Genomic DNA, 25,558 nt, shown 5'->3' on the forward strand with positions numbered 1-25,558 from the left:
CACAACAGCAACCAAAGATCAGACGTGCCGCCGAGACTGCACGATCCGGAACCGGTTGGCGACGTACGCCCCGTCGGTCAGCGCCGAGTTGGCCGCCGCGTTGGCCCCACTGCCGTGGAAGTCGGAGAACGCCGCCGACTGGTTGACGAAGACACCGCCGGTGAGGTTGCAGGACAGGTGCACCCCGACCTCGACCGCCACCGCCTCGGTCGCGTCCAGCACGGCCTCGTCGGTCGAGTAGACCCCGGCGGTGAGCGCGCCCTTCTCGCCGACCGTCCGGTGCAGCAGCTCCAGGCTGTGCGTGGTGGAGTCGGTCGCGATGGCGAACGAGATCGGCCCGAACCATTCCCGGCCGTACGTCTCCGCGTCGTCAGCGGTCAGCTTCACGATCGTCGGGGTACGCACCACCGCGTCGGCGTACGACGGGTGGGCCACGGTCCGCGACTCCAGCACCGGCTCGCCGACCTTGGTCACCTCGGCCAGCCGCTCCAGAACCCCGTCGTTGACGATGGCGCCGGTCAGCTCCACGCCTCGGGCCGGGTCGGCGGTGAGCTTGCCGACGGCGGCGGCGATCCCGCCGGCCACCTCGTCGAAGCTCTTGTGCCCCTGGTCGGTCTCGATGCCGCCGGCCGGGATGAGGATGTTCTGTGAGGTGGTGCACATCTGCCCGCTGTAGAGGGTCAGCGTGAACCCGAGGTTGCGGCACATGCCGGCGAAGTCGTCGGTGGAGTCGATGACGACGGTGTTGAGGCCGGCCTTCTCGGTGTAGACCGATGCCTGCCGGGCGTGCGTCTCCAGCCAGTCGCCGTACTCGGTGGAGCCGGTGAAGTCGACGATCCGGATGGCGCGGTGCAGGGCCAGGTCGCTGGCGAGCTTCTCACCGGGAGCCTCGGCCGCCAGCATGATCAGGTTCGGGTCGAACCCGGCCTCGGCGAGCACCTCCCGGGCGTACTTCACGGTGATGGCCAGCGGCAGCACCGCGCGCGGGTGCGGCTTGACGATCACCGGGTTGCCGGTGACAAGCGAGGCGAACAGTCCGGGGTACGAGTTCCAGGTCGGGAAGGTGTTGCAGCCGATCACCAGCGCCACCCCACGCGGCACCACGTGGAACGTCTTGGTCATCCGTAGCGGGTCACCCTTGCCGGCGGCCTTCTCCCAGCCCGCCGTGCCCGGGTGCCGGGTCATCTCGGCGTACGCGTACGCCAGCGCTTCCAGCGCCCGGTCCAGCGCGTGCGCGCCACCGGCCTGGAAGGCCATCACGAACGCCTGCCCGCTGGTGAACTGCACCGCGTTGGCCAGCTCGAAGATGTGCTTGTGCAGCCGATCGAGGATCTCCAGGCAGACACCCACCCGGGCCTGCGGGCCGGCGTCACGCCACGCCGGCAGCGCGGCGGATGCGGCGTCGACCAGCTCGCCGGGGCCGGCGTGCGGGTACCGCACCGCCAACTCCACCCCGAACGGGCTCGTCTCGGTGGCGACCCGAACGCCCGCGCCGGGCTGGTCGAGCGGGAAATCACCGCCGAGGTACGCCTCGAAGGCGGCCTTGCCGTCGGCGGCGGCGGTCTCGCCGTACACCCGGGGGCTGGGGGATTCGGGATAGGCGGACCAGTAACCCCGCTCCGTGATCGCGGTCAGCGCACGGTTGAGGGTGTCGGCGTGCCTGTCGTACAGGGGATGCGGGGTCTCCGTCATGCCCGCCATCATGCCTGAGTCCGGTCCGCGAGCAGTAGCGCGAATGCCCGACAGCGGCTCATGCCGCAGTCGAGTTCCGGAGCAGAAGCGCCAATGGTCGACGGCACGGGGTTGCTCGCGGCGGCAGCGGGTAACCGCGGGCCTCCGGCCAGGGAAGCCGGCCAGGGGAGGGCGGCGGGTGAGGATCACCGAGATCCGGGTGCACGGGGTCGCCGACAAGGGGCCCGAGACGATCCTCGATCGGCCGATCGTCGCGCGGGTCGCGGGAGACGACAACGCCGGCTTCTACCGGCCCCGGCCCGGCTACGGTGCCCCCGCGGACCGCAACGGGGTGACGCTTGAGGCGTACCGCTGGAGCAGGCTGACCGGCGGCACCGCCACCCGGACGTTTTCCCTGGTCCTACTCTTGCCGTTCATGCTCAGCAACATCGCGGTCTGGATGCTGCCGGTCACCGGCCGCGGCGGCCATGCCGCGCGGGCGCTGTGCCGACTGCTGGCCGCGACGATGACCGCGATGTACGTGCTCTCCACCGTCGGGGTGTCCCTCGACCTGATCGCGTGGCAGTGCGCGGCCTACCCGAGGTGCCTGGAGGGGCGGCGGGAGATCTCCTGGCTGGGCGACGTGCCGCCCGGGCAGCGGCTCGCGCTGCTGGCCGTACCGCCGATCATCGCGATCGTCCTGATCTGGCGGCTCGGTGCCCGGACCTGGCAGCTCCCCGAGGACAGCGACCACGCGCCCGGGGTGGGAGCGGACCGGCTCGACGCGCCCGCCTTCTGGGACACCCGCTCGCTGCTGCGCCGCCTGCGCTCGGTTCACGTCGCGGTGGCGTTGGGCACGCTCGACATCACTTTGCTGCTGGTTCTGGCACCGCACGACGCCACACTGCTCGGCTGGCTGCTGCTGGCCGCGGACGTGGCACTGCTCGCCGGCGCGGTGGTGCTGCTCTGCCGACCGGCGGTTGAGCGGCGCGGAGAGCAGGACCAGCGGAGCTCGCGGACGATCCGCTGGGCGGCCGTCGCGCTCACCGCGCTGACCCTGGGGTACGCGTTGCTGCCACGGCCGCCGTGGACGGCCGAGGGGATGTTGCCGGGGTACGGGATGCTGGTCGCCGGGCTGTTCGCCGGGCAGGTGGTGCTGCTCGCGATGCTGGGCCTGGTGGTCGTGGTGCAGCGCCGTTCCCTGCCCCGTCCCCTCTTCCTGCTGGCGGGGCTGGGGGCGCCGGTGCTGATAACCGTCGCGATCGGGCTGGGCGTCGCCTACTCCTCGGGCCTGACCTACGGGATCGCCGAGTATCTGGACCGTGGTTCCAGCCCGACGCCCGCACGGCCGCTGCCGCCTGGTGCGCCACCGTTGTCGCCGCCGATCGCCTACCGCTGGGTCACCCTCGGCTTCAGCCTCGCCGTGCTCCTGGTGTTCGTGACGGCCCTGCTCGTGCCCCGGATTCGCCGTGATCGTCGCCGTCGGGAGGCCGAGGAACTGGTCCGGCGGGACTACCCGGAGGCCTCCCGGGCGGCCCCCGAACGGGTCCGGGCCGTCCGCGACGCGATCGTGCGTGCCCGGCTGACGGACCGGCTCGGAGGGCTGCTGGCCGCCGCGTACGTGGTGTTGGCGCTGCTCACCCTCGCGGCGGCCGGGCTCTCGGTGATCGGACCCGGCCCGGGTGCGCTGGCGCTGCGACTCGGCGGCGAGCCGCTGGCCCGTCCGGTGATCTTCGTGACCGACCTGGGCGCCCTGCTGATCGGGCTGTTAGCGACGGTCCTCGCGGTGATGGGACTTGTCGCCTACCGATCCGGCGCGATCCGGCTGGTCGGGGTGCTCTGGGAACTGGCCACCTTCTGGCCGCGTGCCGCGCACCCGCTCGCCCCGCCGTGCTACGTCGAGCGGGCGGTCCCCGAGCTGACCCGCCGGATCGGGCAGCTCACCGCCGACGGTAATGCGGTGGTGCTGTCCGGGCAGAGTCACGGCAGCGTGCTAGCGGCGGTGACGATCCTTCAACTGCCCGATCACTGCCGCCGGCGGGTGGCCCTGCTCACCTACGGCGCCCCGCTCGGAAACCGCTACCGGCGGATCTTCCCGGGGTACGTCAGCGACGAGATGTTGCGCGAGGTCGGCAGCCGGTTGGCCTGGCGATGGATCAACCTGTGGCGGTACACCGACGCGGTGGGTGGACCGGTGTTCGTTCCGTTCACGGACGGACCCGACGACCGGGCTGCCCGGGTCGACCGTCGGGTACGGGATCCGAAGGGACTGCTCATCCCGCCGACCGACACCGTGCCCCCGCCGGTGCAGGGCCACCGGTTCAGTCCGGACGACGACTTCCACGCTGCGATCGGCGAGCTGGTAGGGCGCCTGGAACGGACCGACGGGTGAACGGTCGGCTCAGAGGGTGAGCTGCCAGTCGGTCCAGGAGTCCACCGGACGGAAGCCGAGCTGCTCGTTGATCGCCACCATGTAGCTGTTGCTGGCGGCGTTGACGGTGTCGATGCTCCGGACCGCCGGCTCGTGGGTGAGCAGGTGGTGCAGGTTCTCCGCCTTGGCGATGAGGCCGAGCCGGTGCCCACGGTGTGCGGGGTCGACGATGGTGATCTGCTGGAACGCGTGCCAGTCGGCGGAGGCGCCAACCTCCAGCAGCGTCCAGGCGACCAGCCGGCCGGACGCCTCGTGTCGCATCCCGAGGTGGTACCGCCGGCGGCCCTTTGCCTCCAGGGCCCGATCGGTGCCGCGGATGCGCTCGGCGTCCACCTGCTCCGGCTCCCACTGCATGTCACCGAGGGGCGCGTCCATCATCAGCCGGCCGTCCAGGTAGGCGATGTCCGTCAGATACTCCTGCGGGGTGGCGCCCTGCCAGCACACCGATCGGTACCCCTCGGCCCGGGGCTGGGCCTCGACGAGTGCCGCGCGGAGCGCGACCCGGTCGATCTCGGCGATCTCCAGCCGGCGACGCACCTCGACCAACGCGGCCTGGGCGCCGGTCGACGCGGCGAACGCGTCGCCCGCCACGCTCCGGGCCGGCCCGTCGGGCAACGCGGAGACGGTCAGCCCGACGACCCGCTTGCGGCCGTGCTCGCGCAGCAGCCGTACGCCGTACTCGTGCAGTGCCCGACCGACGCCCCGGCGCCGCAGCTCCGGACGCACCTTCAGCTCGACGGTGGCGTTGTCGGTGTTGTCGAGCTGCGGCAGGTCCAGTTGCAGGAAGCCAGCCGGGACGCCGTCCAGTCGGGCCAGCGCCCAGAGCGTCCGGGTGCCGGGCAACGGCGTGTGGAACAGCGCGTCGAACCGGCGCCGGCAGAAGGGCGGTAGGTCCGGCAGATCGGCGTCGTTGACCGCCACCCCGATCCGGTACGCCTCGTCGACGGAAGTCCGGTCGGCGCCGTCGAACGACGCGATCGTGATGCTCATGCCGCTGAGCGTGCACCCGGGAAAAGCGATCGGGCCAGCGATTTAATCGCTGGCCCGATCGAACGTGGTCGGGAGGGACACTCGCACAACGCCTCCGGCGTTGGGTCGCAAGAACTTCAAAAGTCTTCGGCGAAATGCCCTCCCGCACGGAGCATCTTGCGCCGTCCGGTTCCTGCCGTCAAGTCCGTAGCGGCGGGTTTTCCACACTCACAGCGAAAACCCAGTTACCGACTGATCGGCTCGGCCCCGGGTCCGAGCGAGCCTGTCAGCCGAGGAGGCCGGCGTCGCGGGCGGCTCGCAGCGAGGGCTTGATGTGGTGGGTCGGCCCGACCTGGCCGGCCACCGCGTCGATGGTCTTCAGACCCTCGCCGGTGTTGAACACGACGGTCTCGGCCGTCGGGTCGAGCCGACCGGACTCGACCAGCTTGCGCAGCACGGCCACGGTGACCCCACCCGCGGTTTCGGCGAAGACCCCGGTGGTACGGGCCAGATCGCGGATGCCCGTGCGGATCTCGTCGTCGTCGGCGTACTCCATCCAGCCGCCGGTACGGCGAACCGCCTCCAGGGCGTAGAGGCCGGCCGCCGGGTCGCCGATGTTGAGCGACTTTGCGATGCCGGTCGGCTTGACCGGGACGATCGTGTCGGTCTCGGCGTGCAGGGCGACGGCGATCGGGTTGCAGCCGGCGGACTGCGCGCCGAAGACCTTCCAGCCGCCGGCCGGCGCCTCGACCAGGCCGATCTCCACCAGCTCGGAGAACGCCTTGTCAATCTTGGTGAGCAGCTCGCCACTGGCCATCGGGATGACCACCTGCGCCGGGATCCGCCAGCCGAGCTGCTCGGCCACCTCGTAGCCGAGGGTCTTGGAGCCCTCCGCGTAGTACGGCCGGACGTTCACGTTGACGAACGCGGTGTCCTCGAATTCGTCGGTCTCCACCAACTCGCCGCAGAGCCGGTTGACGTCGTCGTACGAGCCGTCGATGGCGACCAGTTCGCCGCCGTAGACGGCGGTGGTAATGACCTTGCCCTGCTCCAGGTCGCTGGGGATGAAGACCACCGAGGGCACCCCGGCGCGGGCGGCGTGGGCGGCCACCGAGTTGGCCAGGTTGCCGGTCGACGCGCAGGCGAACCGGCTGAAGCCGAGCGCCTTGGCGGCGGTGAGCGCCACCGAGACGACCCGGTCCTTGAACGAGTGGGTGGGGTTGGCGCTGTCGTCCTTGACCCAGAGCGGCGCGGTGATGCCCAGCTCGGCGGCGAGGTGCGGGGCCGCCACCAGGGGGGTCAGCCCCGGGTCGAGGGTGACCCGGCTGGCCGGGTCCTGACCGGCGGGGAGCAGTGCGGCGTACCGCCAGATGTTGTTCGGGCCGGCCTCGATCTGCTCGCGGGTGACGGCGGCCAGCGCGGCGGCGTCGTAGTCGACTTCCAGCGGGCCGAAACACTCGTAACAGGCGTGCTGGGCGGCGAGCGGGTAGCGGGCCGAACAGGCACGGCAGACCAGGGCGCGGGCGGGGCTGGCGGAGGTGTCGATGCCGGAGGCGACGAGCGTCGACGTCATGTCGAGAGTCCTCTCATCTTTCCCCGCATCGCACGGTGCGGCGGGGACGGAATTGGCACCTGCCCCACGGGTCGCTCAGCGGTGAGCGCGCGGGGTGGTTGCCGGGGCGTCGTCGGGCCGTATCCCTCAGCCCCTCTGGATGAGGTATTCAGTTGTGCCGTCGAGTCTAGGACAACGCTGTCGGTCGTTGCTACCGCAGATCCCACGGTGTGAGCCGACCACCGGCATCCCGGTGGGCGGCGCGCTGCTGGTCAGCGCCGGCGTCGACGCCCCAGGTAGAACGCCACGGCACCGAAGACGGCCAGTACGGCCACCAGAATCCAGCCGGCGGTCGCGATGGCGCCGCCCGAGGGCCGTTCGCTGCCGGCGAGCAGCCAGACCGCACCCGACACGACGAGAAGCGCGACCACGACGGACACCATGACGACCACGGCGCGCTGCGCGGGAGTCATCGCTGCCGCCGCGGTCGGTCGGTGCCGGGCATCGCGGCCCCCGGGTTGGCCAGGATCTCGGCGACCGAGCGGCCACCGATGGTCAGCGACCCGAGCAGGGCGGTGCGGGCCTGCTCGGCTTCGGCCTCGGCGGCTCGAATCGCATCGCGGACGTACTCGCCGAGGGTGAGGTTGTCCACGGCACGCCGGGCCTGCGGCGTGATCCGTACGTCGAGCAGCTGACCGCCCGGTCCGACGGTTGCGACCACCGCGCCGTCGCCGGCCGCAGCCTGGTACTGCTCTCCCGCCGGCCGCTCGGCGAAATCCGCCGCAGACTCCATGGCGGCAGCGATGTCACGGCGGATCGCGGACAGGGCATCGGGGTTCATCTGGCCCTCCGGGCGGCGGCGCGCAGGGCCTCGGCGGCCGACGCCGGGTCGTACGTCTGCGGAACCGGCGCGGGAACATCGACCGGGGCGGGCTGCCCGGAAACCTCGGCGATCGTCGCGGTCAGCGCCTGGGCGGCGCGCATCCTGGCGTCACCCACGGCGGTCACGCACGCTGCCCCGAGGGCCTGTGCGTCGAGGTCGCGGACCGCCTGCGGGCTCAGGTAGACGTCTTCGACCCGGCCGGCGCCGGTGGCCCTGACCACCACGGTGCCCGAGTCGTCAGTGCCCTCGTAGACCGCCTCCTGCGCCTCGGCGATCCGGGCGAGGACCCCGTTGAGCTGGTCGGTCATCGCTCGCAGCGACCCGCTGGTCAGGGCCGCGCGTTCCGCCTCGCGCGTCGCGCGCTCGAAGGCTGGTACGTCGCTCACTCCTTCACCCATCCCTTCGGCTCGGCGATGCGGACCCGGACCTGCTCGGGCAGTTGCAGGCTCGTGGTGTCGATCCGGTCGCTGTCGCTTGTGAACATGTTCTCCAGAACGCTGAAGGCGTCGCCGACGTCACGCCCAGCCGTCCACACCTGCTGCACGAAGGTCAGCACGGCGGTGAGCGTCGTGATGGCGAATGCCGCCCAGGCTCCGACGATCGCCCACTGCACGGCCGGTGTGTAGGGGCCGGAAGCGTAGGCCACACCGGCAGCCACCAGCGCCGCGCCCGTGACGCTGATGTAGCTGACCAGGTTCGTGGTCAGCCCCCACCACATGTCGTCGCACATGTTCCGTACGTTGCTCGCCGCCTGCGCGATCGCGTTGAGTGCCGGCTCGATGCGCGTTTCCAGGAACGCCTTGAACGCCTCGGCACCCTGATCGGCCCAGTAGGTGTCGACGTCACCGCGCGCCCGGGTCAGCCCCGCCTTGCACTGCTCGAACACGTCGCTCATGTCGTTCCACGCCTCGGAACCCTTGTCCCACGGGTCCGGCGTACGGATGTTGATCTCGACAAGTGCGGTGAGGCCGGCCACCACCGCCGGGCCGCCACCGGTGGGCCAGACGGCCGCTGCGAGCGCGGTGCCGAGGATGCCGACCAGCACCCACAGGTTTTCGGTGGTGTCGCCGTCGAGTCGGTCGGAGTAGAGCGAGGAGTCGGACATCGCGGCTCCGTTCAATCCTGGTATGTGAAGTTCTCGCCCCGCACCCGCTCCTGCTCCTCGTAGTGGGTGGCGATGGTGGTCAGTGCGGTGCCGATCGAGTCCATCGTCTTCTGGAGTGCTGCTGCCACGTCGCCCACGCCCTGCCGGACCCGCTCGTAGTCGTCAGGCAGGTTCCACGCGAACATCGGAAAGGCATCCCGCGGCAGTGTCAGCGAGGCGATCTTGGGCAGCACCGTGTCGGCGAATGACTTCGCGTCCGCGCTGATCGCCTGGCCCGCCTTGCGCATGGCCTCGGTTTCGAGCGACGTCACAACGGCCCCCTCACCAGGCATCGACGGATCGATGGACACGCTGGTCCCGGCGGTTCATCCTGCCACGGATGGACCACCGGAGCTGTCCCCTGCCGCCGCCCCGCGTCGGCGGGTCAGCGGGCGCTCACGGCCACCGGGTCGGTCACCGCGATCGGGTCCGTCACCGCGCTCGGCCGGGGCAGCGACGTGGTCCGGGGCCGGGCGGCGAGGTTCGCGGCGATCAGGGCGGCGATCGTGATGGCGGCCCCGACCAGTTCGACGGGCTCCGGGCGGTAGCCGCGGGCGATCTGCACCGCGAAGGTGGTCACCGGGACCAGGTTCATGAACAGCGCGGCGTTGGCGGCGCCGAGTCGCTGCACGCCGGTGTTCCAGGCCAGGACCGCGATCACGGCACCCACCAGCACGGCGTACGCCAGCTGCGGGGCGACCGCCACGAGGTCGGCGGCGGCCGGCGCGTGCTGCCAGCCGACGGCGTCGGCGCCGATGCTCAGGACGAGCATGGCGGCCGTGCCGGCGAGCGCGGTCAGTGTGGTGAAGCGCAGCGGCGACCACTCGCCGAACCGGCTGGCGCCGTGGGTGTAGATGCCCCAGCCCAGCACCGCGCCGATCATCATGAGCCCGCCGAGGCCGAACTGGCCGAGCCCGGCCAGGCTGCCGCGCGTGATCACCAGACCGACGCCGAGGAGCGCGACCAGGGAGAGGGCCAGCAGCAGCGGCTTCGGGCGTACGCCGTCGCGAGCCCAGCGGACGAGCTGGGTGATCACCGGAGTGGTGGCCACGAAGAGGGAGATCTGCTGCGGGGCGGCGTGTTCGAGCGCCAGGTTGGTGAGCAGGTTGAAGCCCGCGAAGCCGACCACACCGAGCACCACCACCTCCAGCGCCCGGCCACCGTGCCGCAGCGCGCCGGCACCCTCGCGGAGCAGCAGGATGGCGACCAGGACGACGGCGGCCAGCAGGTAGCGCGCGGTGGTGAGGTTGAGCGGGTCGACCCGGTCGAGCGCGCTGGCCAGGATCGGGAACATCACGCCCCAGCCGAGCACGGCGACCAGTGGGTAGGCGGTGGCGCGGGATCGCATCGGCAACTCCAATGTTCGAGTATCGTCGAACCAACGACACCGACCATAGGGTGTTGTTCGATGATTGTCGAACAAGGGTTACACTGCTCACATGGAGCCGCACGAGCCCGACCTGACCGGCGTACCGGTCACCAGCGTGTTGGCCGCACTCGCCGACGACGTGCGGCTACAGATCGTCCGGGCGCTCGCCGAGGGCGGCGAGGCCGCCTGCGGCAGTTTCGACTTCGGCGTCTCCAAGGCGACCCGTAGCCACCACCTCAAGGTGCTGCGCGAGGCGGGCCTGACCCGGACCCGGGCCGCCGGCACCAGCCGACTGGTCCGGCTCCGCCGGGACGAGCTGGACAAGCTCTACCCCGGCCTGCTGGACGCGGTCCTCACCCAGCGCCCGCCAGCCTGACCCTGCCTCACCCTGACCCGTCCGGCGGCGGCGGGATCTGCCCAGGCGCTCGCTTTGGAGCTGAATCGTCTACGACATCAGCGAAGAGCCGCCGCCCAACGGGCACCTCGGCCGGCACGCCGCCGAAGCCACCCCGTCGAGTCCCCAGCAACGCCCGACCCGACCGGCCCCACAACGGCCCCCACACCACTCCGTCGATCAAGGAGTTGTGGTGGGTGACAAAGCGCCCACCCGGTACCAGACCAGGCACCACAACTCCATGATCGACGAGGTGGGCCTGCCCCCTTCTTCGCGATCTTGCACTTGTTGCGTGAGATAGCGGGCATTCCGTGCGTATCGGCGACTGAGCCTGCAAGATCGGCAGGGGCGGGGGCGGGGGCGGGGGCGGGGTGGGTGACGGTGTTTGTTCTTCGTGGGCGAAGATCTACTGATGATCTTTCGCGGGACGGCAGCGCGGCGACGGGTCAGCACGGCGTCCGCGACGGTCACGGCGTTCATGGCGGCTCTCACTCTCGGCGCGTGTATGCCTGGCGACCATCGCGGCCAGGGCGGCCCGGACGGCCCGCGACCACTTACCGCGCCCACCACCGCCGCAAGTCCGTCGGGGAGCGTCGACCCGCTGGCCGAGTGCCCGGCCACCGGCGTTCGGATCCGGTCGACCGGCGGGGACGCCGCGATGGGCCTGCGCGCGCTGGGCCTGGAGCTGGTCAACTGCGGCGAGCACCCCTACCAGCTCGACGGGTACCCCGTGCTGCACGTGTTCGACGAAGCGCGCGAGCCGATCATGCTGCGGGTGGTCAACGGCGCCAAGGAGATCACCTCGGGCTTCGACCAGCCACCCCGGCAGGTCACCCTCGCCGCCGGGGAGCGGGCCACCGCCGTGGTGCTCTGGCGCAATCTGGTCACCGACTCGACGGTGGTGGCCACCAACGGCGAGTTCCTGACGGTGGCACCCGCTGCCGGGCAGCCGGCCGAAGAGGTCGACCCGGACGGGCCGATCGACCTCGGCAACACCGGCCGGATCGGCGTCAGCGCCTGGAAGAAGGCCGACCCGTCCACGCCGGTGCCGACCCGACCGGCCCCGCCGCCGGCGCCGAGCGCGGTGCCGTCGTCGGTGAGCCCGCCCGACAGCCGGCTGTGAGCCGACCCGCTAGGACGTGATGTCCTTGCGGGTGAAGCGCCAGAACGCCAACCCCCAGAACAGCGTCGCGTAGCTGATCGCGGAGATGCAGCCGCGCACCACGTCGTCGGTCTGCACCGGAGTCGACAGCAGACCCAGCCAGGCGGTGCTGAAGTGGGTGGGCAGGAAGTCGCGCAGCGCGCCCAGGGCGGTGATCTGGTCCAGGATGCTGGACAGGATCCAGAGCAGGACCGCACCGCCCACCGCGCCCAGCGCGGCGTCCGTGGTCACCGACAGCAGGAACGCCAGCCCGGCCACCACCAGCAGTACGACCGCCAGGTAGCCCAGCACGGCCAGCAACCGGAGCAACCCCTCGGTGGGTTCCAGCTCGGCGGCGACGGTGCTGCGCAGCGGCGACCAGCCGTAGCGCAGGGTGCCGGCCAGCAGCGCGGTGCCGGCCAACAGCAGCAGCGCCAGTCCCGAGTACGCGAGCGCGACCACCAGCTTCACCGTCAACAACCGCGCCCGGGGCACCGGAATCGCCAACAGATAGCGCAGGCTGCCCCAGCTCGCCTCGCTGGCCACCGTGTCGCCGCAGAACAGCGCGACGACCACCACCAGCAGGAACGACGCCGAGACGAAGATCGAGAACAGGGTGAAGTTGAGCCCGCCCGAGGTGGCCAGTTCGACCAGGCTGGCGAACTCGTTGCGACCGTTGTCGTCGTCGCCGCCCGAGTCGAACTGGAACGCGATCAGGATGATCAGCGGCAGCAGCACCATGAACCCGAGCGCCAGCTGGGTCCGCCGCCGGGACGCCTGCCGACGGAACTCTGCCACGAACGGCATGGTGGCCGACGGCCGATAACCGCGGGCCTCACCCGCGTCAGTAACAGCCATCACCGGTCACCGCTTCCCCGAGAGTTCTCGCCCACCAGGGCGAGGAACGCGTCCTCCAGGCGCCGCCGAGGCACCACCCGGTCCACCCCGATGCCGGCGCGCACCAGCTCCGCCACCACCTCACTGCGGGCCGTGCCGTTCGTGTCGACCACCAGTTGGCCGTCGCTCTCCGGCAACACACGGACCCCGTGCAGCCGGTCCAGCACTGCTCGCGCCGCCACCGGGTCGGTGACGTCGAAGAGCACGCTCGGCGACTCGCCCACGATCTCCTCCACCGGCCCGGACGCCACGATCCGGCCCTTGTTCACCACCACCGCGTGCGTGCACGTCTGCTCCACCTCGGCCAGCAGGTGACTGGAGACCAGCACCGCTCGGCCGTCCGTGGCGTACCGCTGGAGCACCCGGCGCATCTCGGCGATCTGCGGCGGGTCCAGCCCGTCGGTCGGCTCGTCCAACACCAGCAGTTCGGGGAGGCCGAGCATGGCCTGGGCGATGGCGAGCCGCTGGCGCATCCCATGGCTGTAGTTCTTGATCCTCCGGTGCACGGAGTCACCCAACCCGGCGATCTCCAGCGCCGCGTCGAACTGTGCGTCCTCCCACGGCCGCCCGGTGGCCCGCCAGTACGCCTTCAGATTGTCCAGACCCGACAGGTGCGGCAGGAAGCCCGGCCCCTCCACCAGCGCCCCGATCCGGGACAGCACCGGCGAGCCGGGCACCAGCCGACGACCGAAGACGTAGATCTCCCCGGCGGTCGGCTGGGTCAGCCCCATCAGCACCCGCAGGGTGGTGGTCTTGCCGGCGCCGTTCGGCCCGAGCAGACCCACCACCTGACCGGGGTGCACCTCGAAGTCCACGTTCGACACGGCGACGAAGCCGTCCGCGTACTCCTTGCGCAGCGCTCGCACGGCCAGCGGGGTGTCCGCGTACTCCGGATGAACCGACCGGTCCTGGCGGCGGTGCCGGCGGCGGACCAGGGCGACGACCACGACGAGCCCGATCACGATGGCGGCGAGCAGGCCGGCGAGCACCCAGCGCCAGATCGTCGCCGCGGTGGGGATCGGCTCACCGCTGACCGTGGGCAGGCTGACCGCGCCGTCCGCGGCCACCGTGTAGACGGTCGGCGCGGCGGGCGTGGTGTACGCCTGGTCGGAGGTGGCCACCACCAGTCGCAGCCGGTGCCCGGCCTCCACCCGGCGGACGATCCCGGGCAGCGTCACGGTGACCGGGCGGGCGTCCTGCACCTGCTGCGGTAGACCGGTGAGCCGGATCGGGGCGACCAGGCCGTTCGGCAGGGTGGCCGCGCCGTCCGGGTCGACGTCGTAGAGCTTGACGAAGAGCACCGCCTCGCCGGTCGATGACGCGGCCCGCAGGGTGACAGTGGGCGCACCGGCCACGTCCACCGCCTCGGTCAGCGGGGTGGACTCGAACTGGGCGTGCTGGCCGGGCACGTCACCGGCCACGCCGTCCAGCAGCGAGGCCAGCCCGCCGGCGAACGGGATCGAGGAGATGGCGGCCGGGTTGCCGTTCGGCGGGTTCGCGATCGGCTGTGCCGGACCGGCGACCGTCACCTCCCGGCGGGCGTTGCCGGCGAGGCCCGGGTAGTCGGCGCGGCGGAATCCGGTGGCGACGAGACCCCGGTCGAGCGCGTCGAAGCCGGCGATCCGCGACCAGGTGAAGTCGTCGCCGGGTGCGTCGCCCTCGCCCTTGACGTAGTGGTCGAGCCACTGGACGGTCAGGAACTTCACCCGGTCTTCGTCCGAGCGGGGTCCACTGCCACCGTCGTGCCCGCCGGTGAACCAGGCGACCCGTACCGGGGTGCCGGTGGCGGCGATGCCGCGCGCGTTCGCGTCCGCCTCACCGAGCGGGAAGAGGGTGTCCGCCTCGCCCTGCACCAGCAGGGTGGGCGCCTTGATCCGGTCCAGCACACCGGCCGGGCTGGAGCGGCGCAGCAGGTCCACGGCGGCCTGGTCGGCGCGGCCGGTGGTGGCGATCCGGAGGTACGCGGCGCAGACGTCGGCGGCGAAGCGACCGCAGGACGGGTCGGCGGCACCGGCCGGGGCGCCACCGGGACCGGTGCCGGGGCCGGCGCCCGGCCCGGGGCTGGGCGGGCCGGCCGACGCCGGTGCGCCCTGCGGCTGGGCGGCGGTCGCGCCGGAGAGCCCGGCCGGGCCGGAGCCCACGTTGCCGCCCCCGCCGAAGAAGAGACCGGCCCAGCCCTTCTTGAACACGCCCTCGGTCGGCGCTCCGCCGGTGCTCTCCGGCAGGAACGCGCGGGACAGGTCGTTCCAGGTGATCATGGGCACGATCGCGTCGACCCGACGGTCCTGGGCGGCCAGCAGCAACGCCAACCCACCGCCGTACGAGCCGCCGACCACGCCGACCTTCGGGTCGCCGGCGGCGTCGGTGCGCACCTCTGGCCGAGCGGCCAGCCAGTCCAGCAGCCGCTCAGCGTCGCGTACCTCGTAGTCCGGGTTGTCCAGGTGGATCTCACCGCCGCTGCGACCGAAGCCCCGCGCGGTCCAGGTGAGCACCGCGTAGCCGCGCCCGGCGAACTCCTCCGCGTCGGAGCGCACCGACTCCTTCGTGCCGCCGAACCCGTGCGCCAGCAGCACCGCCGGCACCTTCCGACCGGACGAGGCGTCGTCCGGTAGGTAGAGGGTGGTGTCCAGGTTCACCGGTTGGTCACCGGACGGTCCGGAGCGGACGGTGAGCATCGCGCTCTCGGTGCGTACACCCGGTCCCTGTGGCCACACCGCCCAGGTCACGGCGGCGGCCAACAGCACGACGACCACCGCGGCGGCGGTCGCCCGGCGGCGGGTGGGCAGGGCACGCCGGAACCACGCGGCCGGCGACGGCGATGTCATGCGGCACACGGTACGGCCCGCAGCCTGAGCGTTGGCTGAGATCCGCCGTACGTCCGTCCGGTTGCCCCGATCGGTGCGCGGTGGGGTGCGAGCGCGCAACGTCCGACGCGGCACAGTGAGTTGAGTTCGGATCCCGTGAATTCCGATCTTCCGCGGATATCCACCTCGATCCCTCCATGTCACACCCACAGCTGACACAGAGCGTGCCGGTAACGCGGACAAATGGTGACATGGCTCGAAGTGACGCGAACCTGACTCGCCGAGTGAGGTCTGACCAGGCGAGGGTTCGATTAGTTTTCCGGTCCGGTGCACGGGACTTGTCGGCCAGCCCGACGCCGCGCCGATCAGCGCCCCACGCCGGAGGAGACATACATGACAGTCCCCGCGCCGCGGGCCCGTCGACGGCCGTCCACGCTGGGCCGGCTACTGCCTCTGCTGCTCATCGGAGCACTGCTGGCACCGTTGGGCCTGCTCGTCACGTCGAACTGGCGGCAGGTCACCGACGACCGGGACCTCGCCGCCCGGGAACGGCTCGGCGTGCAGTACCTCACCGCGCTGGCGGCGGTCACCGACGCCCTCGTGGAGGCCCAGTCCAACGCGGTCAACGGTCGCCCCGTCGCCCGGGAGGCGTTGAACGGGGCGGTCGAGGAGGCCGCCGCGGTGGACGCCCGCATCGGCGGGGAGCTGCTCAGCCAGGAACGCTGGGCCGGCGTACGGGCCAAGTTGGAGGCGCTGCGCGGCCGGGGCGCCGCCGACCCCGAGGCCGCCTACACGGCCTACGGTGAAGTCTCCGACCTGCTGCTGGCCCTGCACCGGAAGGTCCGGGAGAGCTCCGGGCTGGTCCGCGACCCCGAGGCCGACTCGTTCTTCCTCCAGGACAGCGCCGGCCAGGAACTGCCCGAGGCGGTGATCGCCGCCGGCCGGCTGGCCGACCTCGCCACGCTGGTCTCCCGCCGGCCGGCCGCCGAGCAACCGCGCGGCCTGCTGGAGCTGACCGGCCTGCGGGTGTCCGCCCTGGCACCCGCCGCCGACCTCGTCGACAACCTTCGCTCGGCCGTGGACGGCTCGGAGAGCACCGACCTCGGTGCGAACGTGCTGACCCCGCTGGACACCTACCAGCGTTCGGTGGAGGCGCTTGCCGCGTACTCCGTACCGGGCAAGGACACCGGCGTGGTCAACCCGGGCCAGTTGAGTGCCGCCGCGCTCAACTCGCACCGCTCGGCCCGCCAACTTCAGCCGGTCATCCTCACCGAGTTGGACGCGCTGCTGGCCGAGCGCATCGACCGGCTCAACCGGGACCGCTGGCTAATCGCCGGGGCGGGTGTCGTCGCCGTGCTGCTGCTGGGCTGGCTCGCCGCGTTGCTGGTCGCCGCCGGTCGCCGGGCCCAGCGTCGGGCCGCCCTGGCCGCTACCCACGCGGAGAGCCCCGACACCCCGCCACATCGCGACCCGTGGCAACCGCCGGCCGACGAGGCGCGTGCGCTGCAACCGATCGGCGCGGCCCGCGACCCGGAGACCGCACAGTGGGGGGCGTTCGATGCTGCTCGGTAGGCTCCGGATCCGCGGCAAGCTCGCGCTGCTCGTGGTGATTCCGCTGCTCAGCATGGTCGGCCTGGCCGTGCCGGTGATGCTCGACCGGGTCGCCGCGGCACAGCGGGCCGGCGACACCGCCGAACGGGTCCGGCTCGCCAGCCGGGTCGGCAGCCTGGTCCAGGACCTCCAGCAGGAACGCATCCTCTCCGTCGGCTTCCTGCTCGGCCGGGTCGAACGCAGTGAGCTGGTCCGCAAGTCCGCCGACGTGGACGACCGGGTGGCCGACCTCCGGGCGGCGCGGAGCGACGCGCTGACCGACCAGGTCGACCGCGCCCTCGACGGCGTGTCCAGCCTCATCGACCTGCGCACGGCCGTCCTGGCCCGGGCCGCCAACCCGGGTCAGGTGATGGACGCGTTCGGCCCGGTCAACAAGGGGATCATCGAGTCCCTGCGGCTGGTGGTCGGGGTGGACACCGACACGTTGCCGGGCCGTCAGGTGCTCGCCCTCGACGGGCTGCTCCGCGCCGACGAGGGCCTGGGAACCTGCGCCACCCTGAGCCTGCTGGTCAAGGCGATCGGCACCCCGGACACCACCGCCGGGTACGTGGCGTGCATCGCCGCGCTCATGGTCGACAACTCGCGCTTCCGCAGCCTGATCACGCCCGAGCAACTCACGGTGGCCCAGCTCAACGACGCCGCCGTGGCCGCGCGTACCAGCCCCGACTTCCTGGTCAGGAGCGCCCGGGACCCGGCCGCCGCGGTCCGCGACGTGCCGCTGGAAGCGCTCTTCCCGGCCGTCCGCACGATGATCCGGCTCGGTCAGTTCGTCGAGAAGAAGCTGGTCGCCGACGTGCTCGCCGCCGTGACGGCCGAGCAGCAGCGCGCGCTGACCGCCGCGTACCTGGTCGGTGCGGCGACGGCGTTGATCCTGACCCTGGTGGTGCTGCTCAGCGTGGCGGTGGCGCGGACGGTTGCCCGACCGCTGACCCGACTCACCCGCTCCGCCGACCGGGTCGCCCGGGTCGCCGAGGCGGAGTTGGTCCGGGTCACCGACGACGAGGCGGAGAGACCTCAGGCGGTCCGGCTGGAGCCGGTGGACATCCGCGCCAACGACGAGATCGGTGACCTGGCGCGGGCCTTCGACCGGGTGCAGAACACCGCGGCGCGACTGGTCGAGCGGCAGGTCGCCGGCCGGCGCAACGTGGCGCAGATGTTCGGCCACGTCGGGCGGCGTACCCAGAACCTGGTGGGTCGGCAGATCGCGCTGATCGACCGGCTGGAGCAGCAGGAGGCCGACCCGGGCCGCCTGGAGCACCTGTACCGACTCGACCACATCTCCAGCCGGTTGCGGCGCAACGCCGGCAGCCTCGTGGTGCTCTCCGGCTCGGCCGGAGCCGACGCGCACACCGCGCCGGTGCCGCTGGCCGACGTGGTCCGGTTGGCGCTCGGTGAGATCGAGGACTACACCCGGGTGGAGGTGCAGGTGCCGGCAGGCGTCTCGGCCGCGCCGGCGGTGGTCGGTGACCTCGTCCTGGCGCTGGCCGAGCTGATGGAGAACGCCACCGTCTTCTCCCCGCCGCACACCCGGGTGCTGGTGGCCGCCGAGACGTCCGGCCTCGGCGCACGGCTCACCGTTGTGGACCACGGCATCGGCATGAACGAGCAACGACTGGCCGAGGAGAACGCTCGGTTCACCCGCCGGGAACGGCTCGACCTGGCCCCGACCGAGGTGCTCGGGCTCTTCGTGGTGGGCCGGTTGGCCCGTCGGCACGGCTGGCAGGTCGCCCTGGCCGCCACCGGCGGCGGTGGGGTGACCGCACAGCTGGAGATCCCGTCGACATCGCTCGTGCTGCGCCGGGCCGACCGGGCCGGGGCCGCCGTGGCCCGCGCCGCGGTGCCGGATCGGGACCGGCGTACGACGGCGACGCTCGACCCCGAGCACGACGTGCGGCCCAGCGCGGTGGCCGTCGCCGTGCCGGCCCGCTTCGATTCGGACCTGCTGAGCCGGGCCACCCGCAGCCTGGACGCCGGCCCGTCCTGGAACGCGTTCGGTCAGGGCCAGCCGGAGCAGGCCGTTCCCGAGCCCCAGAGCCCGGAACCGGCGGGCAAGCCGGGCGGGCCGCGGGTGCGGCAGCGGGTGCCCGGGGCGACGCTGCACGCCACCGCCGCGACGAGCCGGCCGGTGGACGCCACCGGCGCGGACCCCGCCGCCGCCCGCGCGCTGGTCGAGGCCTTCCAAGCCGGGGTACGCCGCGCCGAGCTGCACGTGGCGCCGGGCCTCGACGCCGCGTCGGCTCGGACGGCCGGCGACCCGACGGCCAGCGCCGGAGCGGCCATGGTGGGCTTGGACACGACCGTCGACCTGCCCAGCACCCCGGGAGGCGCCGGCCCCACGGTGCCGCGTGGTGGTGGCTCGACCGATGCCGCACCGGAGCGGCCCCGGTTGAGCCGACGGGTGCCGGGAGCGAACCTCACCGCCATCCCGGTCTGCCAACCGCTCAGCACCCACCTCGGTGACCCGGCCGAGGTCCGCGACCTCATCAGCGAGTTCGAGGCGGGCGTCGCCCGCGCTCTCCGCGAAGTCAGCCCCGACCACCGGAACGAAGAAGGATCATCACGGTGACCAGCCCCTTCCTGCACGACAATGTCGACCAGAGTCAGCCCAGCGCCAATGGGGACCTCAGCCCGGAGGCCCGTACGTTCAACTGGCTGCTGGACTCCTTCACCTCCAGCACCGCCGGGGTCCTGGAGGCGATCGCGGTCTCCTCGGACGGTCTGCTGATGGCCATGTCGGCGATCAAGGATCGGTCCAACGCGGAACGCTTGGCCGCCGTCGTGTCCGGAATGACCAGCCTCGCCGGTGGGGCCGCCAGTTGGTACGCCCTCGGCGGCCTGAACCGGGTGATCGTCGACATGGCCGACGGCTACCTGCTGATCAGCGCGATCAGCAGCGGTTCCGTGCTCGGGGTGGTCGCCGACCGTTCGGCGAACCTGGGCACCGTCGCGTACGAGATGACGCTCTTCGCCGGGCGGGCCGGTGGCGCCCTGACCCCGCGACTGATCGTCGAGTTGAAGAACGCCGTTCAGCAGTGACCCCCGACGTCGCCGGCGAGGATCCGGATCCGGAACCCAGGGTTCGGATCCGCCCGTACCTGCGCACGTCACCCCCGACCGGGGACGGCGCGGCGGCGACACCGGCGCTGCCCGAGCCGGAGCCGGGCGGGGACCAGCCGGCCGGTCCCCGTCCGTTCGTGCTGACCTCCGGGCGGGTTGCGGGTGCCGACCCGGCGATCGGGCTGGAGACCCAGGTGACCGCCCGCATGGACAGCGGCTGGTGGGCCGGCCCACCCGGCGCCCTGCTGGCACCGGAACTTCAGACGATCATCGCGCTCTGCGCCGAGCCGATCTCGGTGGCCGAGATCTCGGCCCGCGCCCGACTGCACTTCGGCGTGACGCGGGTCCTGGTCGGCGATCTGCGCGCCGCCGGGCACCTCGACGTGCACGTGACCGACACCGACGACGCTGTCGACCCCGATCTCATCCTGCGAGTGATTGATGGACTCCGTGCGATCTCCTGAATGGCCGGTCGCCCCGCTCGGCGGGGTCGCCGCGAACAGCGCCGCCGCCCGTTACGGCATGTCCCCGGGGACCGGGCCGATAGTCGGGCGGGCCGGCCCACCGCCGACCGCACCGCCGCCGTACCGGCCCTCGTCCGGCACGGGGTCGGTCCCGTCGGCCGGCAAGCCGACCGCACCGCCGATCCCGGTCAAGATCCTGGTGGCCGGCGGGTTCGGGGTGGGCAAGACCACCACCGTGGGTGCGATCTCCGAGATCGCGCCCCTGACCACCGAGGCCGAGATGACCAGCGCCGGGATCGGCGTGGACGACCCGGGTGCCCGGTCCACCAAGACCACCACCACGGTGGCGATGGATTTCGGCTGCGTGACGATCGACCGCAGCCTGAAGCTCTACCTGTTCGGCACGCCGGGGCAGACCCGGTTCGGCTTCATGTGGGACGACCTGGCCCGGGGAGCGCTCGGCGCGCTGGTGGTGGTGGACAGCGCCCGGCTGGACGACTGCTATCCGGCCATCGACTTCTTCGAGCGGGCCGGGCTGCCGTTCGTCGTCGGGGTCAACGCCTTCGACGGGCGACTGGCCCTGGAACTCGGCGAGATCCGCTGGGCGCTGGCCATCGGCGATCATGTACCCCTGGTGCAGTTCGATGCCCGCGACCGGCTCTCGGTGCGGGACGCCCTACTGGTCGTCCTGGACCGCGCGCTGGACCGCGCCACCCGGGACAGGAGGGCCTGAGCCGACCAGCTCCGGCCGTGGCGGGAAGAGGTGATCTGGTGAGGGGCGACCTGGACGAGACGCTGGCCCGGCTGGCCCGACGTGAGGAGGCGTCGCGCCGTCGGGCCACCGACCGTGACGACACCACCGCACCGTCGAGCCCGCCCGGCTTCGGCGGCGACACCCGCAACGCCCGGCCGGGCCGGCACGCGGGGGTGGAGGCCCCGAGCGAGGTGGCCGGGTGGGGGCCGGTCGAGGAGGTGGCCGAGGCGATCCGCCAGGTCGTCGGGGCCTACCCCGGGCTGGCGGTGACCGTGCAGGTGGAGCACGCCGGGCGGACGTACCCGATGCGGGTCTCCTGGGACGGGCCTGCCGTCACGGTCGGACCGGTTCCCCCGCCGACGCCGGCGGAACCCCCGCCGGCCTGGCCGCTCTCCGGCCGCACGGTGCCGGCCTGGGCGCCCGGTCCGGACGGGTTGACCCCGGACCCGGCGGCCCGGTTGGCCGAGCTGATCCGACGCGACCCGACGCTGTTGGACGAACTGGATCCGCGCCGCTGACCGGCGGGGCTGGCTGCCGGCGGCTACGGTCGGGCAGTGGCGCAACCCGACCTGACCTTGACGGCGAGCCTGCGGCCGGCGGCGCTGGACGCCCGACGGGGCATTGTGCGTCTGCACCCGGAGGCGCTGACCGCGCTGGGGCTGCGCCCCGGCGACCCGGTCCGCCTTGTCGGCCGCCGGCAGACGGCCGGGATCGCGGCGGCGGCCGGGCCGGGCGCGAGCAGCGCCCTGCTGTACGCCGATGACCTGACGTTGGGCAACCTGGGTCTGCGCGACGGCGGTCAGGTGCGGGTGAGCCCGGTGCCGTTGGTGCCGGCGAGCCGGGTCGTCCTGGCCGGGCCGGTGGGGGTCGTCGCGGCGGTCAGCCCGGAGATGCTCCGGCTCGCCCTGCTGGGCAAGGTGCTCACCGCCGGCGACGACGTGTCGCTGCTGCCACAGGATGTGCTGCCGGACGCTTCGGTCCGCAGCCTGGTCGAGGCGGCGCGACGCAGCCTCGCCAACACCGTCGGCTTCGCCTGGACCAGCACCCTGCTCAGCGTGGTCACTGTCGAGCCGGCGGCCGGCGCGCTGGTCACCATGGGCACATCGGTCGCCTGGGAACACGGTGCTACGACACACGGCGGGCCCGCCCCGGTCGGCACCGCGTCGACCCGCCCGGGTACGAGCGCCGACGCTGTTGCGGCGGAGGACGCGCCCGACGTGGACGAGTTGCCCGGGCTGCGGGCCCAGGCCGAGGAGTTGACCGAGCTGCTGGACCTCGGCTTCCACCACCGGGAGGTGCTGGGCCGACTCGGCACCACCATCTCGTTGGGGGTGTTGCTCGTCGGCCCGGCGGGCTCCGGGAAGTCGGCGCTGGTCCGGGCCGTGGCCGCCCGGGTCGGTGCCCGCGTTCACCCGCTCTGGGCGCCGGAGGTAGCCGCGCTGGCCAACCAGGCCGCCGCCGAGCGGTTGCGGGTCGCGGCATCGGCTGCCCGGGCCGAAGGGCCGGCGGTACTGCTGGTCACCGACGTCGAGGCGCTCGCGCCCGCCGACGAGCCCGGTCCGGTGGCGACGGTGTTCCGTCAGGTGCTGGCGGAGAGCATCCGCGCGGGCGTCGCCGTGGTGTGCACCACCGGCCGACCGGAGGCGGTCGACCCCGCTCTGCGCGCGCCCGACCTGCTGTCGCTGCGGATCAGCGTCCCGCTCCCGGATCAGGCGCTGCGCCGCGAACAGCTCACCGTGCTGACCCGGCAGGTTCCGCTGGCCGACGACGTGCGGCTGGACGAGGTGGCCGCGCGTACCCCCGGGTTCGTCGCGGCGGACCTGGCCGCACTGGTCCGGGAGGCCGGGGTACGCGCGGCGCTGCGGCAGAAGGCCGCCGAGACGCCGACGGTGTCGATGGCCGACTTCACCGCCGCCCGGGAGGTGGTCCGGCCCACCACGATGGCGTCGTCCACACTGGATCTGGCCTCGGTGACCCTGGACGACGTGGGTGGCCTGGACGAGGTCAAGCAGACGCTGACCGAGTCGGTGCTGTGGCCGCTGACCTACCCGGACACCTTCGCCCGGCTCGGCGTGCAGCCGCCGCGCGGCGTGCTGCTCTACGGGCCACCGGGCTGCGGCAAGACCTACCTGGTCACCGCGCTGGCCGGGTCGGGGCGGGCCAACGTGCTGTCGGTCAAGGGCGCCGAACTGCTCTCCAAGTGGGTCGGTGAGAGCGAACGCGCGGTCCGCGAGCTGTTCCGTCGGGCCCGGGAGGCGGCCCCCACGCTGATCTTCCTGGACGAGGTGGACGCGCTGGCGCCGGTACGCGGCCAGGCCACCGACGGGGGCACCACGGACCGGGTGGTCGCCGCCCTGCTCACCGAGTTGGACGGGGTGGAGACGCTGCGCAATGTGGTGGTGGTCGGTGCGACGAACCGACCGGACCTGGTCGACCCGGCGCTGCTGCGGCCGGGCCGGTTGGAGCGGCTGGTCTACGTGCCACCGCCCGACGGGCCCGCCCGCGCGGAGATCCTGCGGGCCGCGTCCCGGCAGGTGCCGCTGGCACCGGACGTCGACCTGCCCGCCCTCGGCGACGAGCTGACCGGCTTCTCCGCCGCGGACTGTGCGGCGCTGATCCGCGAGGCGGCGCTGGCCGCGATGCGTGAGTCGCTCGCCGCCGCCACGGTCACCGCTGAGCACGTGTCGACAGCACGGGCCCGGGTGCGACCGTCGCTGAACCCGGCCCAGGTCGCCAACCTGGCCGCGTACGCCGCCGACCGGGAATGATCAGAGCAGGACAACCTTTCGCCGCGCCCGGGACGTTCCTAGTACGTCACATTCCCCAGTGGAGTCATCCACTGCGACGTCAGGTGGTGTTCCTTGCGCAAGCGGCTCTCTCTCCTCCTCGTCCCCCTCGTGGCAGCGGCAACCCTGGTCTCGGTCGGTGCACCGGCGACGGCTCATCCGGCAAAGCCGTTCCCCGCCCGGATCGCGCTGCCGGACGGGTTCACCCCGGAAGGACTGACGATCGGTCGGGGCACCACCGTGTTTGTGGGGTCCATCTTGGACGGTGCGGTGTGGCGGGGTGACTTACGCACCGGCCGTGGCTCGGTGCTGATCCCGGGCACACCCGGCACCGACAAAGCAGGCCTCAAGCTCGACCCGCAGGGCCGGCTCTGGACCGCCGACTTCTCCGGCGGCGGCGCGAGCGTGTACGACGCGGGCACCGGCGCCAAGCTGGCCCACTACCAGTTCAGCGATGTGCCGGGCAGCTACGTCAACGACCTGGTGATCACCCAGCGGGCGGTCTACTTCACCGACTCCGCGCGGCAGGTGCTGTACGTGGTGCCGCTGGGCCCGGGTGGCCGCCTTCCGGCCCCCACCGCCTTCCGGGTGCTGCCGCTCAGCGGTCCGGCCGCCACGCCGGACGTCTACCACAACGGGATCGTGGCGCTGCCGGACGGCGATCTGCTGGTCGCGCAGATGCTGCCCGGCCGACTGGTCCGCATCGACCCGCGCACCGGCGGCAGCCGCCTCGTCGACCTCGGTGGTTACTCGGTGGAGCGGGCCGACGGGCTGGTACTGCGCGGACGCACCCTCTACGTGATCCGGAACCTGACCAACGTCATCGCGGTGGTCCGGATGAACGCCGGATACACCGCCGGGGTGGTGCAGCGGGAGATCACCGGTCCGCAGCTGCGTTCGCCGGCCACCGGCGACCTGCTCGGCTCGGCGTTGTACGTGGTGAACGGCCGGTTCGACGTGGAGTCCACGCCGAGCACCGACTACGACATCGTTCGGCTGCCGGCCTGACCCAGGCGGTCGGCGGCGGCCCCTGCGGTCGCCGCCGGCCCCGACGGGCAGCTCAGAAGGCGGGCGGCGTCGAATCGAGGCAGATCTCGGCGCGTACCTTGCCGTCGTCCTCGCGCAGTTTCGCGCCGCACTTCCGCAGGACCGATACCGCGCCGATGTTGTCCGGGGTCGTCTCGGCGACCACCGCCCGCATGCCCGCCCGAGCGGCGGCGTTCAGCAGCTCCCGCAGGGCGGCCGCACCGATCCCCTGCCCGCGCGCCGACCGGCCGAGCCACATCCCGGTTTCCACAGTGCCGGGCTCGTCACAGCGCGTCATCCGGACCATGCCCATCACCTCGCCGCCGACGAGGATGGCGTACATCTGCGAACCGGTCCGGCCGTCCAGCCCGCCGAAGCTCGCCCGGTGGAATTCGCGAAACGCTTCGCGACGCGCGAGCGACCAGCCGGCGGGCGCCTCGACCGGGGGCATCACGTCACCCGGCTCCGCCTCCGCCGCCGCTACGGAGAGCAACGGCTCCAGGTTCCGTTCGTCCACCGGCTCCAGCCGGACCGCACCCGCCACGTGCCGCAGTCTGCCGCCCTCATCGGCCGAAGTCCACCCCATTGGCCATCCACTGGCGGTC

Annotated in this window: 23 protein-coding genes and 1 riboswitch; of the genes, 11 read left to right on the plus strand and 12 right to left on the minus strand. The window is 72.5% G+C overall.

Going from position 1 to position 25,558, the window contains the following annotated elements:
• Positions 1-18 precede the first annotated feature (18 nt).
• Positions 19-1,692, minus strand: a complete 1,674-nt coding sequence (gene paaN / locus ACQRWP_RS25855) for a phenylacetic acid degradation protein PaaN (protein WP_430498382.1) — start codon at positions 1,690-1,692, stop codon at positions 19-21.
• A 178-nt stretch (positions 1,693-1,870) separates the two neighbouring features.
• Here paaN and ACQRWP_RS25860 point away from each other — a divergent pair, with 178 nt between their 5' ends.
• On the plus strand, positions 1,871-4,063 hold the full coding sequence (locus tag ACQRWP_RS25860) for a hypothetical protein (RefSeq protein WP_430498384.1): 2,193 nt from the start codon (positions 1,871-1,873) through the stop codon (positions 4,061-4,063).
• Positions 4,064-4,072: 9 nt separating this feature from the next.
• On the opposite strand, the gene ACQRWP_RS25865 is transcribed toward ACQRWP_RS25860, so the two are convergent.
• The 8 genes from ACQRWP_RS25865 to ACQRWP_RS25900 all read right to left on the minus strand — a co-directional run bounded on the left by ACQRWP_RS25865 (position 4,073) and on the right by ACQRWP_RS25900 (position 9,998).
• A complete protein-coding gene (locus tag ACQRWP_RS25865) occupies positions 4,073-5,092 on the minus strand; it encodes an N-acetyltransferase family protein (RefSeq protein WP_430498385.1) in 1,020 nt (339 codons plus the stop codon).
• 265 nt (positions 5,093-5,357) lie between these two features.
• Positions 5,358-6,644 carry a threonine synthase gene (thrC, locus tag ACQRWP_RS25870; protein WP_430498387.1) on the minus strand — a complete coding sequence of 429 codons (1,287 nt, stop codon included), beginning with the start codon at positions 6,642-6,644 and terminating at the stop codon, positions 5,358-5,360.
• A gap of 10 nt (positions 6,645-6,654) precedes the next feature.
• A riboswitch (SAM riboswitch) is annotated at positions 6,655-6,790 on the minus strand.
• Positions 6,791-6,895: 105 nt separating this feature from the next.
• Entirely contained in the window at positions 6,896-7,096 is a 201-nt protein-coding gene (locus tag ACQRWP_RS25875; protein WP_430498389.1) for a hypothetical protein, read from the minus strand.
• Positions 7,093-7,464 carry a YbaB/EbfC family nucleoid-associated protein gene (locus ACQRWP_RS25880; RefSeq protein ID WP_430498391.1) on the minus strand — a complete coding sequence of 124 codons (372 nt, stop codon included), beginning with the start codon at positions 7,462-7,464 and terminating at the stop codon, positions 7,093-7,095. The genes ACQRWP_RS25875 and ACQRWP_RS25880 overlap by 4 nt, the downstream gene beginning before the upstream one ends.
• On the minus strand, positions 7,461-7,892 hold the full coding sequence (locus tag ACQRWP_RS25885; protein ID WP_430498392.1) for a YbaB/EbfC family nucleoid-associated protein: 432 nt from the start codon (positions 7,890-7,892) through the stop codon (positions 7,461-7,463). Before ACQRWP_RS25885 ends, ACQRWP_RS25880 begins: the two co-directional genes overlap by 4 nt.
• The gene (locus ACQRWP_RS25890) at positions 7,889-8,611 is read right to left on the minus strand and encodes a hypothetical protein (RefSeq protein WP_430498394.1); all 723 of its coding nucleotides are present in this window, start codon (positions 8,609-8,611) and stop codon (positions 7,889-7,891) included. Before ACQRWP_RS25890 ends, ACQRWP_RS25885 begins: the two co-directional genes overlap by 4 nt.
• Before the next feature lie 11 nt (positions 8,612-8,622).
• Positions 8,623-8,961 carry a hypothetical protein gene (locus tag ACQRWP_RS25895; protein ID WP_430498395.1) on the minus strand — a complete coding sequence of 113 codons (339 nt, stop codon included), beginning with the start codon at positions 8,959-8,961 and terminating at the stop codon, positions 8,623-8,625.
• Positions 8,962-9,035: 74 nt separating this feature from the next.
• Positions 9,036-9,998 (minus strand): DMT family transporter, encoded by a 963-nt coding sequence (locus ACQRWP_RS25900; protein ID WP_410822408.1) that lies wholly within the window; start codon positions 9,996-9,998, stop codon positions 9,036-9,038.
• A gap of 91 nt (positions 9,999-10,089) precedes the next feature.
• Between ACQRWP_RS25900 and ACQRWP_RS25905 the strand changes: the two genes are divergently transcribed.
• Together ACQRWP_RS25905 and ACQRWP_RS25910 are read left to right on the plus strand one after the other, a co-directional pair.
• Positions 10,090-10,395, plus strand: a complete 306-nt coding sequence (locus tag ACQRWP_RS25905) for an ArsR/SmtB family transcription factor (RefSeq protein WP_430498398.1) — start codon at positions 10,090-10,092, stop codon at positions 10,393-10,395.
• Between the two features lie 430 nt (positions 10,396-10,825).
• Positions 10,826-11,536 (plus strand): DUF4232 domain-containing protein, encoded by a 711-nt coding sequence (locus ACQRWP_RS25910; protein ID WP_430498400.1) that lies wholly within the window; start codon positions 10,826-10,828, stop codon positions 11,534-11,536.
• 9 nt (positions 11,537-11,545) lie between these two features.
• Here ACQRWP_RS25910 and ACQRWP_RS25915 read toward each other — a convergent pair whose 3' ends face one another.
• Positions 11,546-12,412: an ABC transporter permease gene (locus ACQRWP_RS25915; RefSeq protein WP_357279966.1), complete on the minus strand. Its 867-nt coding sequence runs from the start codon at positions 12,410-12,412 to the stop codon at positions 11,546-11,548.
• Positions 12,412-15,276, minus strand: a complete 2,865-nt coding sequence (locus ACQRWP_RS25920) for an alpha/beta fold hydrolase (RefSeq protein WP_430498402.1) — start codon at positions 15,274-15,276, stop codon at positions 12,412-12,414. The genes ACQRWP_RS25915 and ACQRWP_RS25920 overlap by 1 nt, the downstream gene beginning before the upstream one ends.
• Before the next feature lie 372 nt (positions 15,277-15,648).
• On the opposite strand from ACQRWP_RS25920, the gene ACQRWP_RS25925 reads away from it, so the two are divergent.
• The 8 genes from ACQRWP_RS25925 (at position 15,649) to ACQRWP_RS25960 (ending at position 24,935) form a co-directional block, all read left to right on the plus strand.
• Complete coding sequence (locus tag ACQRWP_RS25925) at positions 15,649-16,827, plus strand: hypothetical protein (protein ID WP_430498404.1); 1,179 nt, start codon at positions 15,649-15,651, stop codon at positions 16,825-16,827.
• On the plus strand, positions 16,814-19,432 hold the full coding sequence (locus ACQRWP_RS25930) for a nitrate- and nitrite sensing domain-containing protein (protein WP_430498405.1): 2,619 nt from the start codon (positions 16,814-16,816) through the stop codon (positions 19,430-19,432). The genes ACQRWP_RS25925 and ACQRWP_RS25930 overlap by 14 nt, the downstream gene beginning before the upstream one ends.
• Positions 19,429-19,902 carry a roadblock/LC7 domain-containing protein gene (locus ACQRWP_RS25935; RefSeq protein WP_091402960.1) on the plus strand — a complete coding sequence of 158 codons (474 nt, stop codon included), beginning with the start codon at positions 19,429-19,431 and terminating at the stop codon, positions 19,900-19,902. The genes ACQRWP_RS25930 and ACQRWP_RS25935 overlap by 4 nt, the downstream gene beginning before the upstream one ends.
• Positions 19,899-20,387 (plus strand): DUF742 domain-containing protein, encoded by a 489-nt coding sequence (locus ACQRWP_RS25940; protein WP_430498407.1) that lies wholly within the window; start codon positions 19,899-19,901, stop codon positions 20,385-20,387. Before ACQRWP_RS25935 ends, ACQRWP_RS25940 begins: the two co-directional genes overlap by 4 nt.
• A complete protein-coding gene (locus ACQRWP_RS25945; RefSeq protein ID WP_430498409.1) occupies positions 20,365-21,120 on the plus strand; it encodes a GTP-binding protein in 756 nt (251 codons plus the stop codon). The genes ACQRWP_RS25940 and ACQRWP_RS25945 overlap by 23 nt, the downstream gene beginning before the upstream one ends.
• 38 nt (positions 21,121-21,158) lie before the next feature.
• Positions 21,159-21,659 (plus strand): hypothetical protein, encoded by a 501-nt coding sequence (locus ACQRWP_RS25950; protein WP_430498411.1) that lies wholly within the window; start codon positions 21,159-21,161, stop codon positions 21,657-21,659.
• Positions 21,660-21,695: 36 nt separating this feature from the next.
• Positions 21,696-23,909, plus strand: a complete 2,214-nt coding sequence (locus ACQRWP_RS25955; protein ID WP_430498413.1) for an AAA family ATPase — start codon at positions 21,696-21,698, stop codon at positions 23,907-23,909.
• A 129-nt stretch (positions 23,910-24,038) separates the two neighbouring features.
• A complete protein-coding gene (locus ACQRWP_RS25960) occupies positions 24,039-24,935 on the plus strand; it encodes an SMP-30/gluconolactonase/LRE family protein (protein WP_430498415.1) in 897 nt (298 codons plus the stop codon).
• 52 nt (positions 24,936-24,987) lie between these two features.
• Here ACQRWP_RS25960 and ACQRWP_RS25965 read toward each other — a convergent pair whose 3' ends face one another.
• The gene (locus tag ACQRWP_RS25965; RefSeq protein WP_430498417.1) at positions 24,988-25,497 is read right to left on the minus strand and encodes a GNAT family N-acetyltransferase; all 510 of its coding nucleotides are present in this window, start codon (positions 25,495-25,497) and stop codon (positions 24,988-24,990) included.
• Positions 25,498-25,558 lie beyond the last annotated feature (61 nt).

Origin of the sequence: Micromonospora trifolii (assembly GCF_050516465.1) — a bacterium.
GTDB classification, from domain to species: Bacteria; Actinomycetota; Actinomycetes; order Mycobacteriales; family Micromonosporaceae; genus Micromonospora; species Micromonospora trifolii.

What these genes read in the sequence shown, in the direction of transcription:
- paaN (WP_430498382.1), bottom strand. Translation starts at nt 1,692, where the DNA reads ATGACGGAGACCCCGCATCCCCTGTACGACAGGCACGCCGACACCCTC.
- ACQRWP_RS25865 (WP_430498385.1), bottom strand. Translation starts at nt 5,092, where the DNA reads ATGAGCATCACGATCGCGTCGTTCGACGGCGCCGACCGGACTTCCGTC.
- thrC (WP_430498387.1), bottom strand. Translation starts at nt 6,644, where the DNA reads ATGACGTCGACGCTCGTCGCCTCCGGCATCGACACCTCCGCCAGCCCC.
- ACQRWP_RS25875 (WP_430498389.1), bottom strand. Translation starts at nt 7,096, where the DNA reads ATGACTCCCGCGCAGCGCGCCGTGGTCGTCATGGTGTCCGTCGTGGTC.
- ACQRWP_RS25880 (WP_430498391.1), bottom strand. Translation starts at nt 7,464, where the DNA reads ATGAACCCCGATGCCCTGTCCGCGATCCGCCGTGACATCGCTGCCGCC.
- ACQRWP_RS25890 (WP_430498394.1), bottom strand. Translation starts at nt 8,611, where the DNA reads ATGTCCGACTCCTCGCTCTACTCCGACCGACTCGACGGCGACACCACC.
- ACQRWP_RS25900 (WP_410822408.1), bottom strand. Translation starts at nt 9,998, where the DNA reads ATGCGATCCCGCGCCACCGCCTACCCACTGGTCGCCGTGCTCGGCTGG.
- ACQRWP_RS25905 (WP_430498398.1), top strand. Translation starts at nt 10,090, where the DNA reads ATGGAGCCGCACGAGCCCGACCTGACCGGCGTACCGGTCACCAGCGTG.
- ACQRWP_RS25910 (WP_430498400.1), top strand. Translation starts at nt 10,826, where the DNA reads ATGATCTTTCGCGGGACGGCAGCGCGGCGACGGGTCAGCACGGCGTCC.
- ACQRWP_RS25915 (WP_357279966.1), bottom strand. Translation starts at nt 12,412, where the DNA reads ATGGCTGTTACTGACGCGGGTGAGGCCCGCGGTTATCGGCCGTCGGCC.
- ACQRWP_RS25920 (WP_430498402.1), bottom strand. Translation starts at nt 15,276, where the DNA reads ATGACATCGCCGTCGCCGGCCGCGTGGTTCCGGCGTGCCCTGCCCACC.
- ACQRWP_RS25925 (WP_430498404.1), top strand. Translation starts at nt 15,649, where the DNA reads ATGACAGTCCCCGCGCCGCGGGCCCGTCGACGGCCGTCCACGCTGGGC.
- ACQRWP_RS25930 (WP_430498405.1), top strand. Translation starts at nt 16,814, where the DNA reads ATGCTGCTCGGTAGGCTCCGGATCCGCGGCAAGCTCGCGCTGCTCGTG.
- ACQRWP_RS25945 (WP_430498409.1), top strand. Translation starts at nt 20,365, where the DNA reads ATGGACTCCGTGCGATCTCCTGAATGGCCGGTCGCCCCGCTCGGCGGG.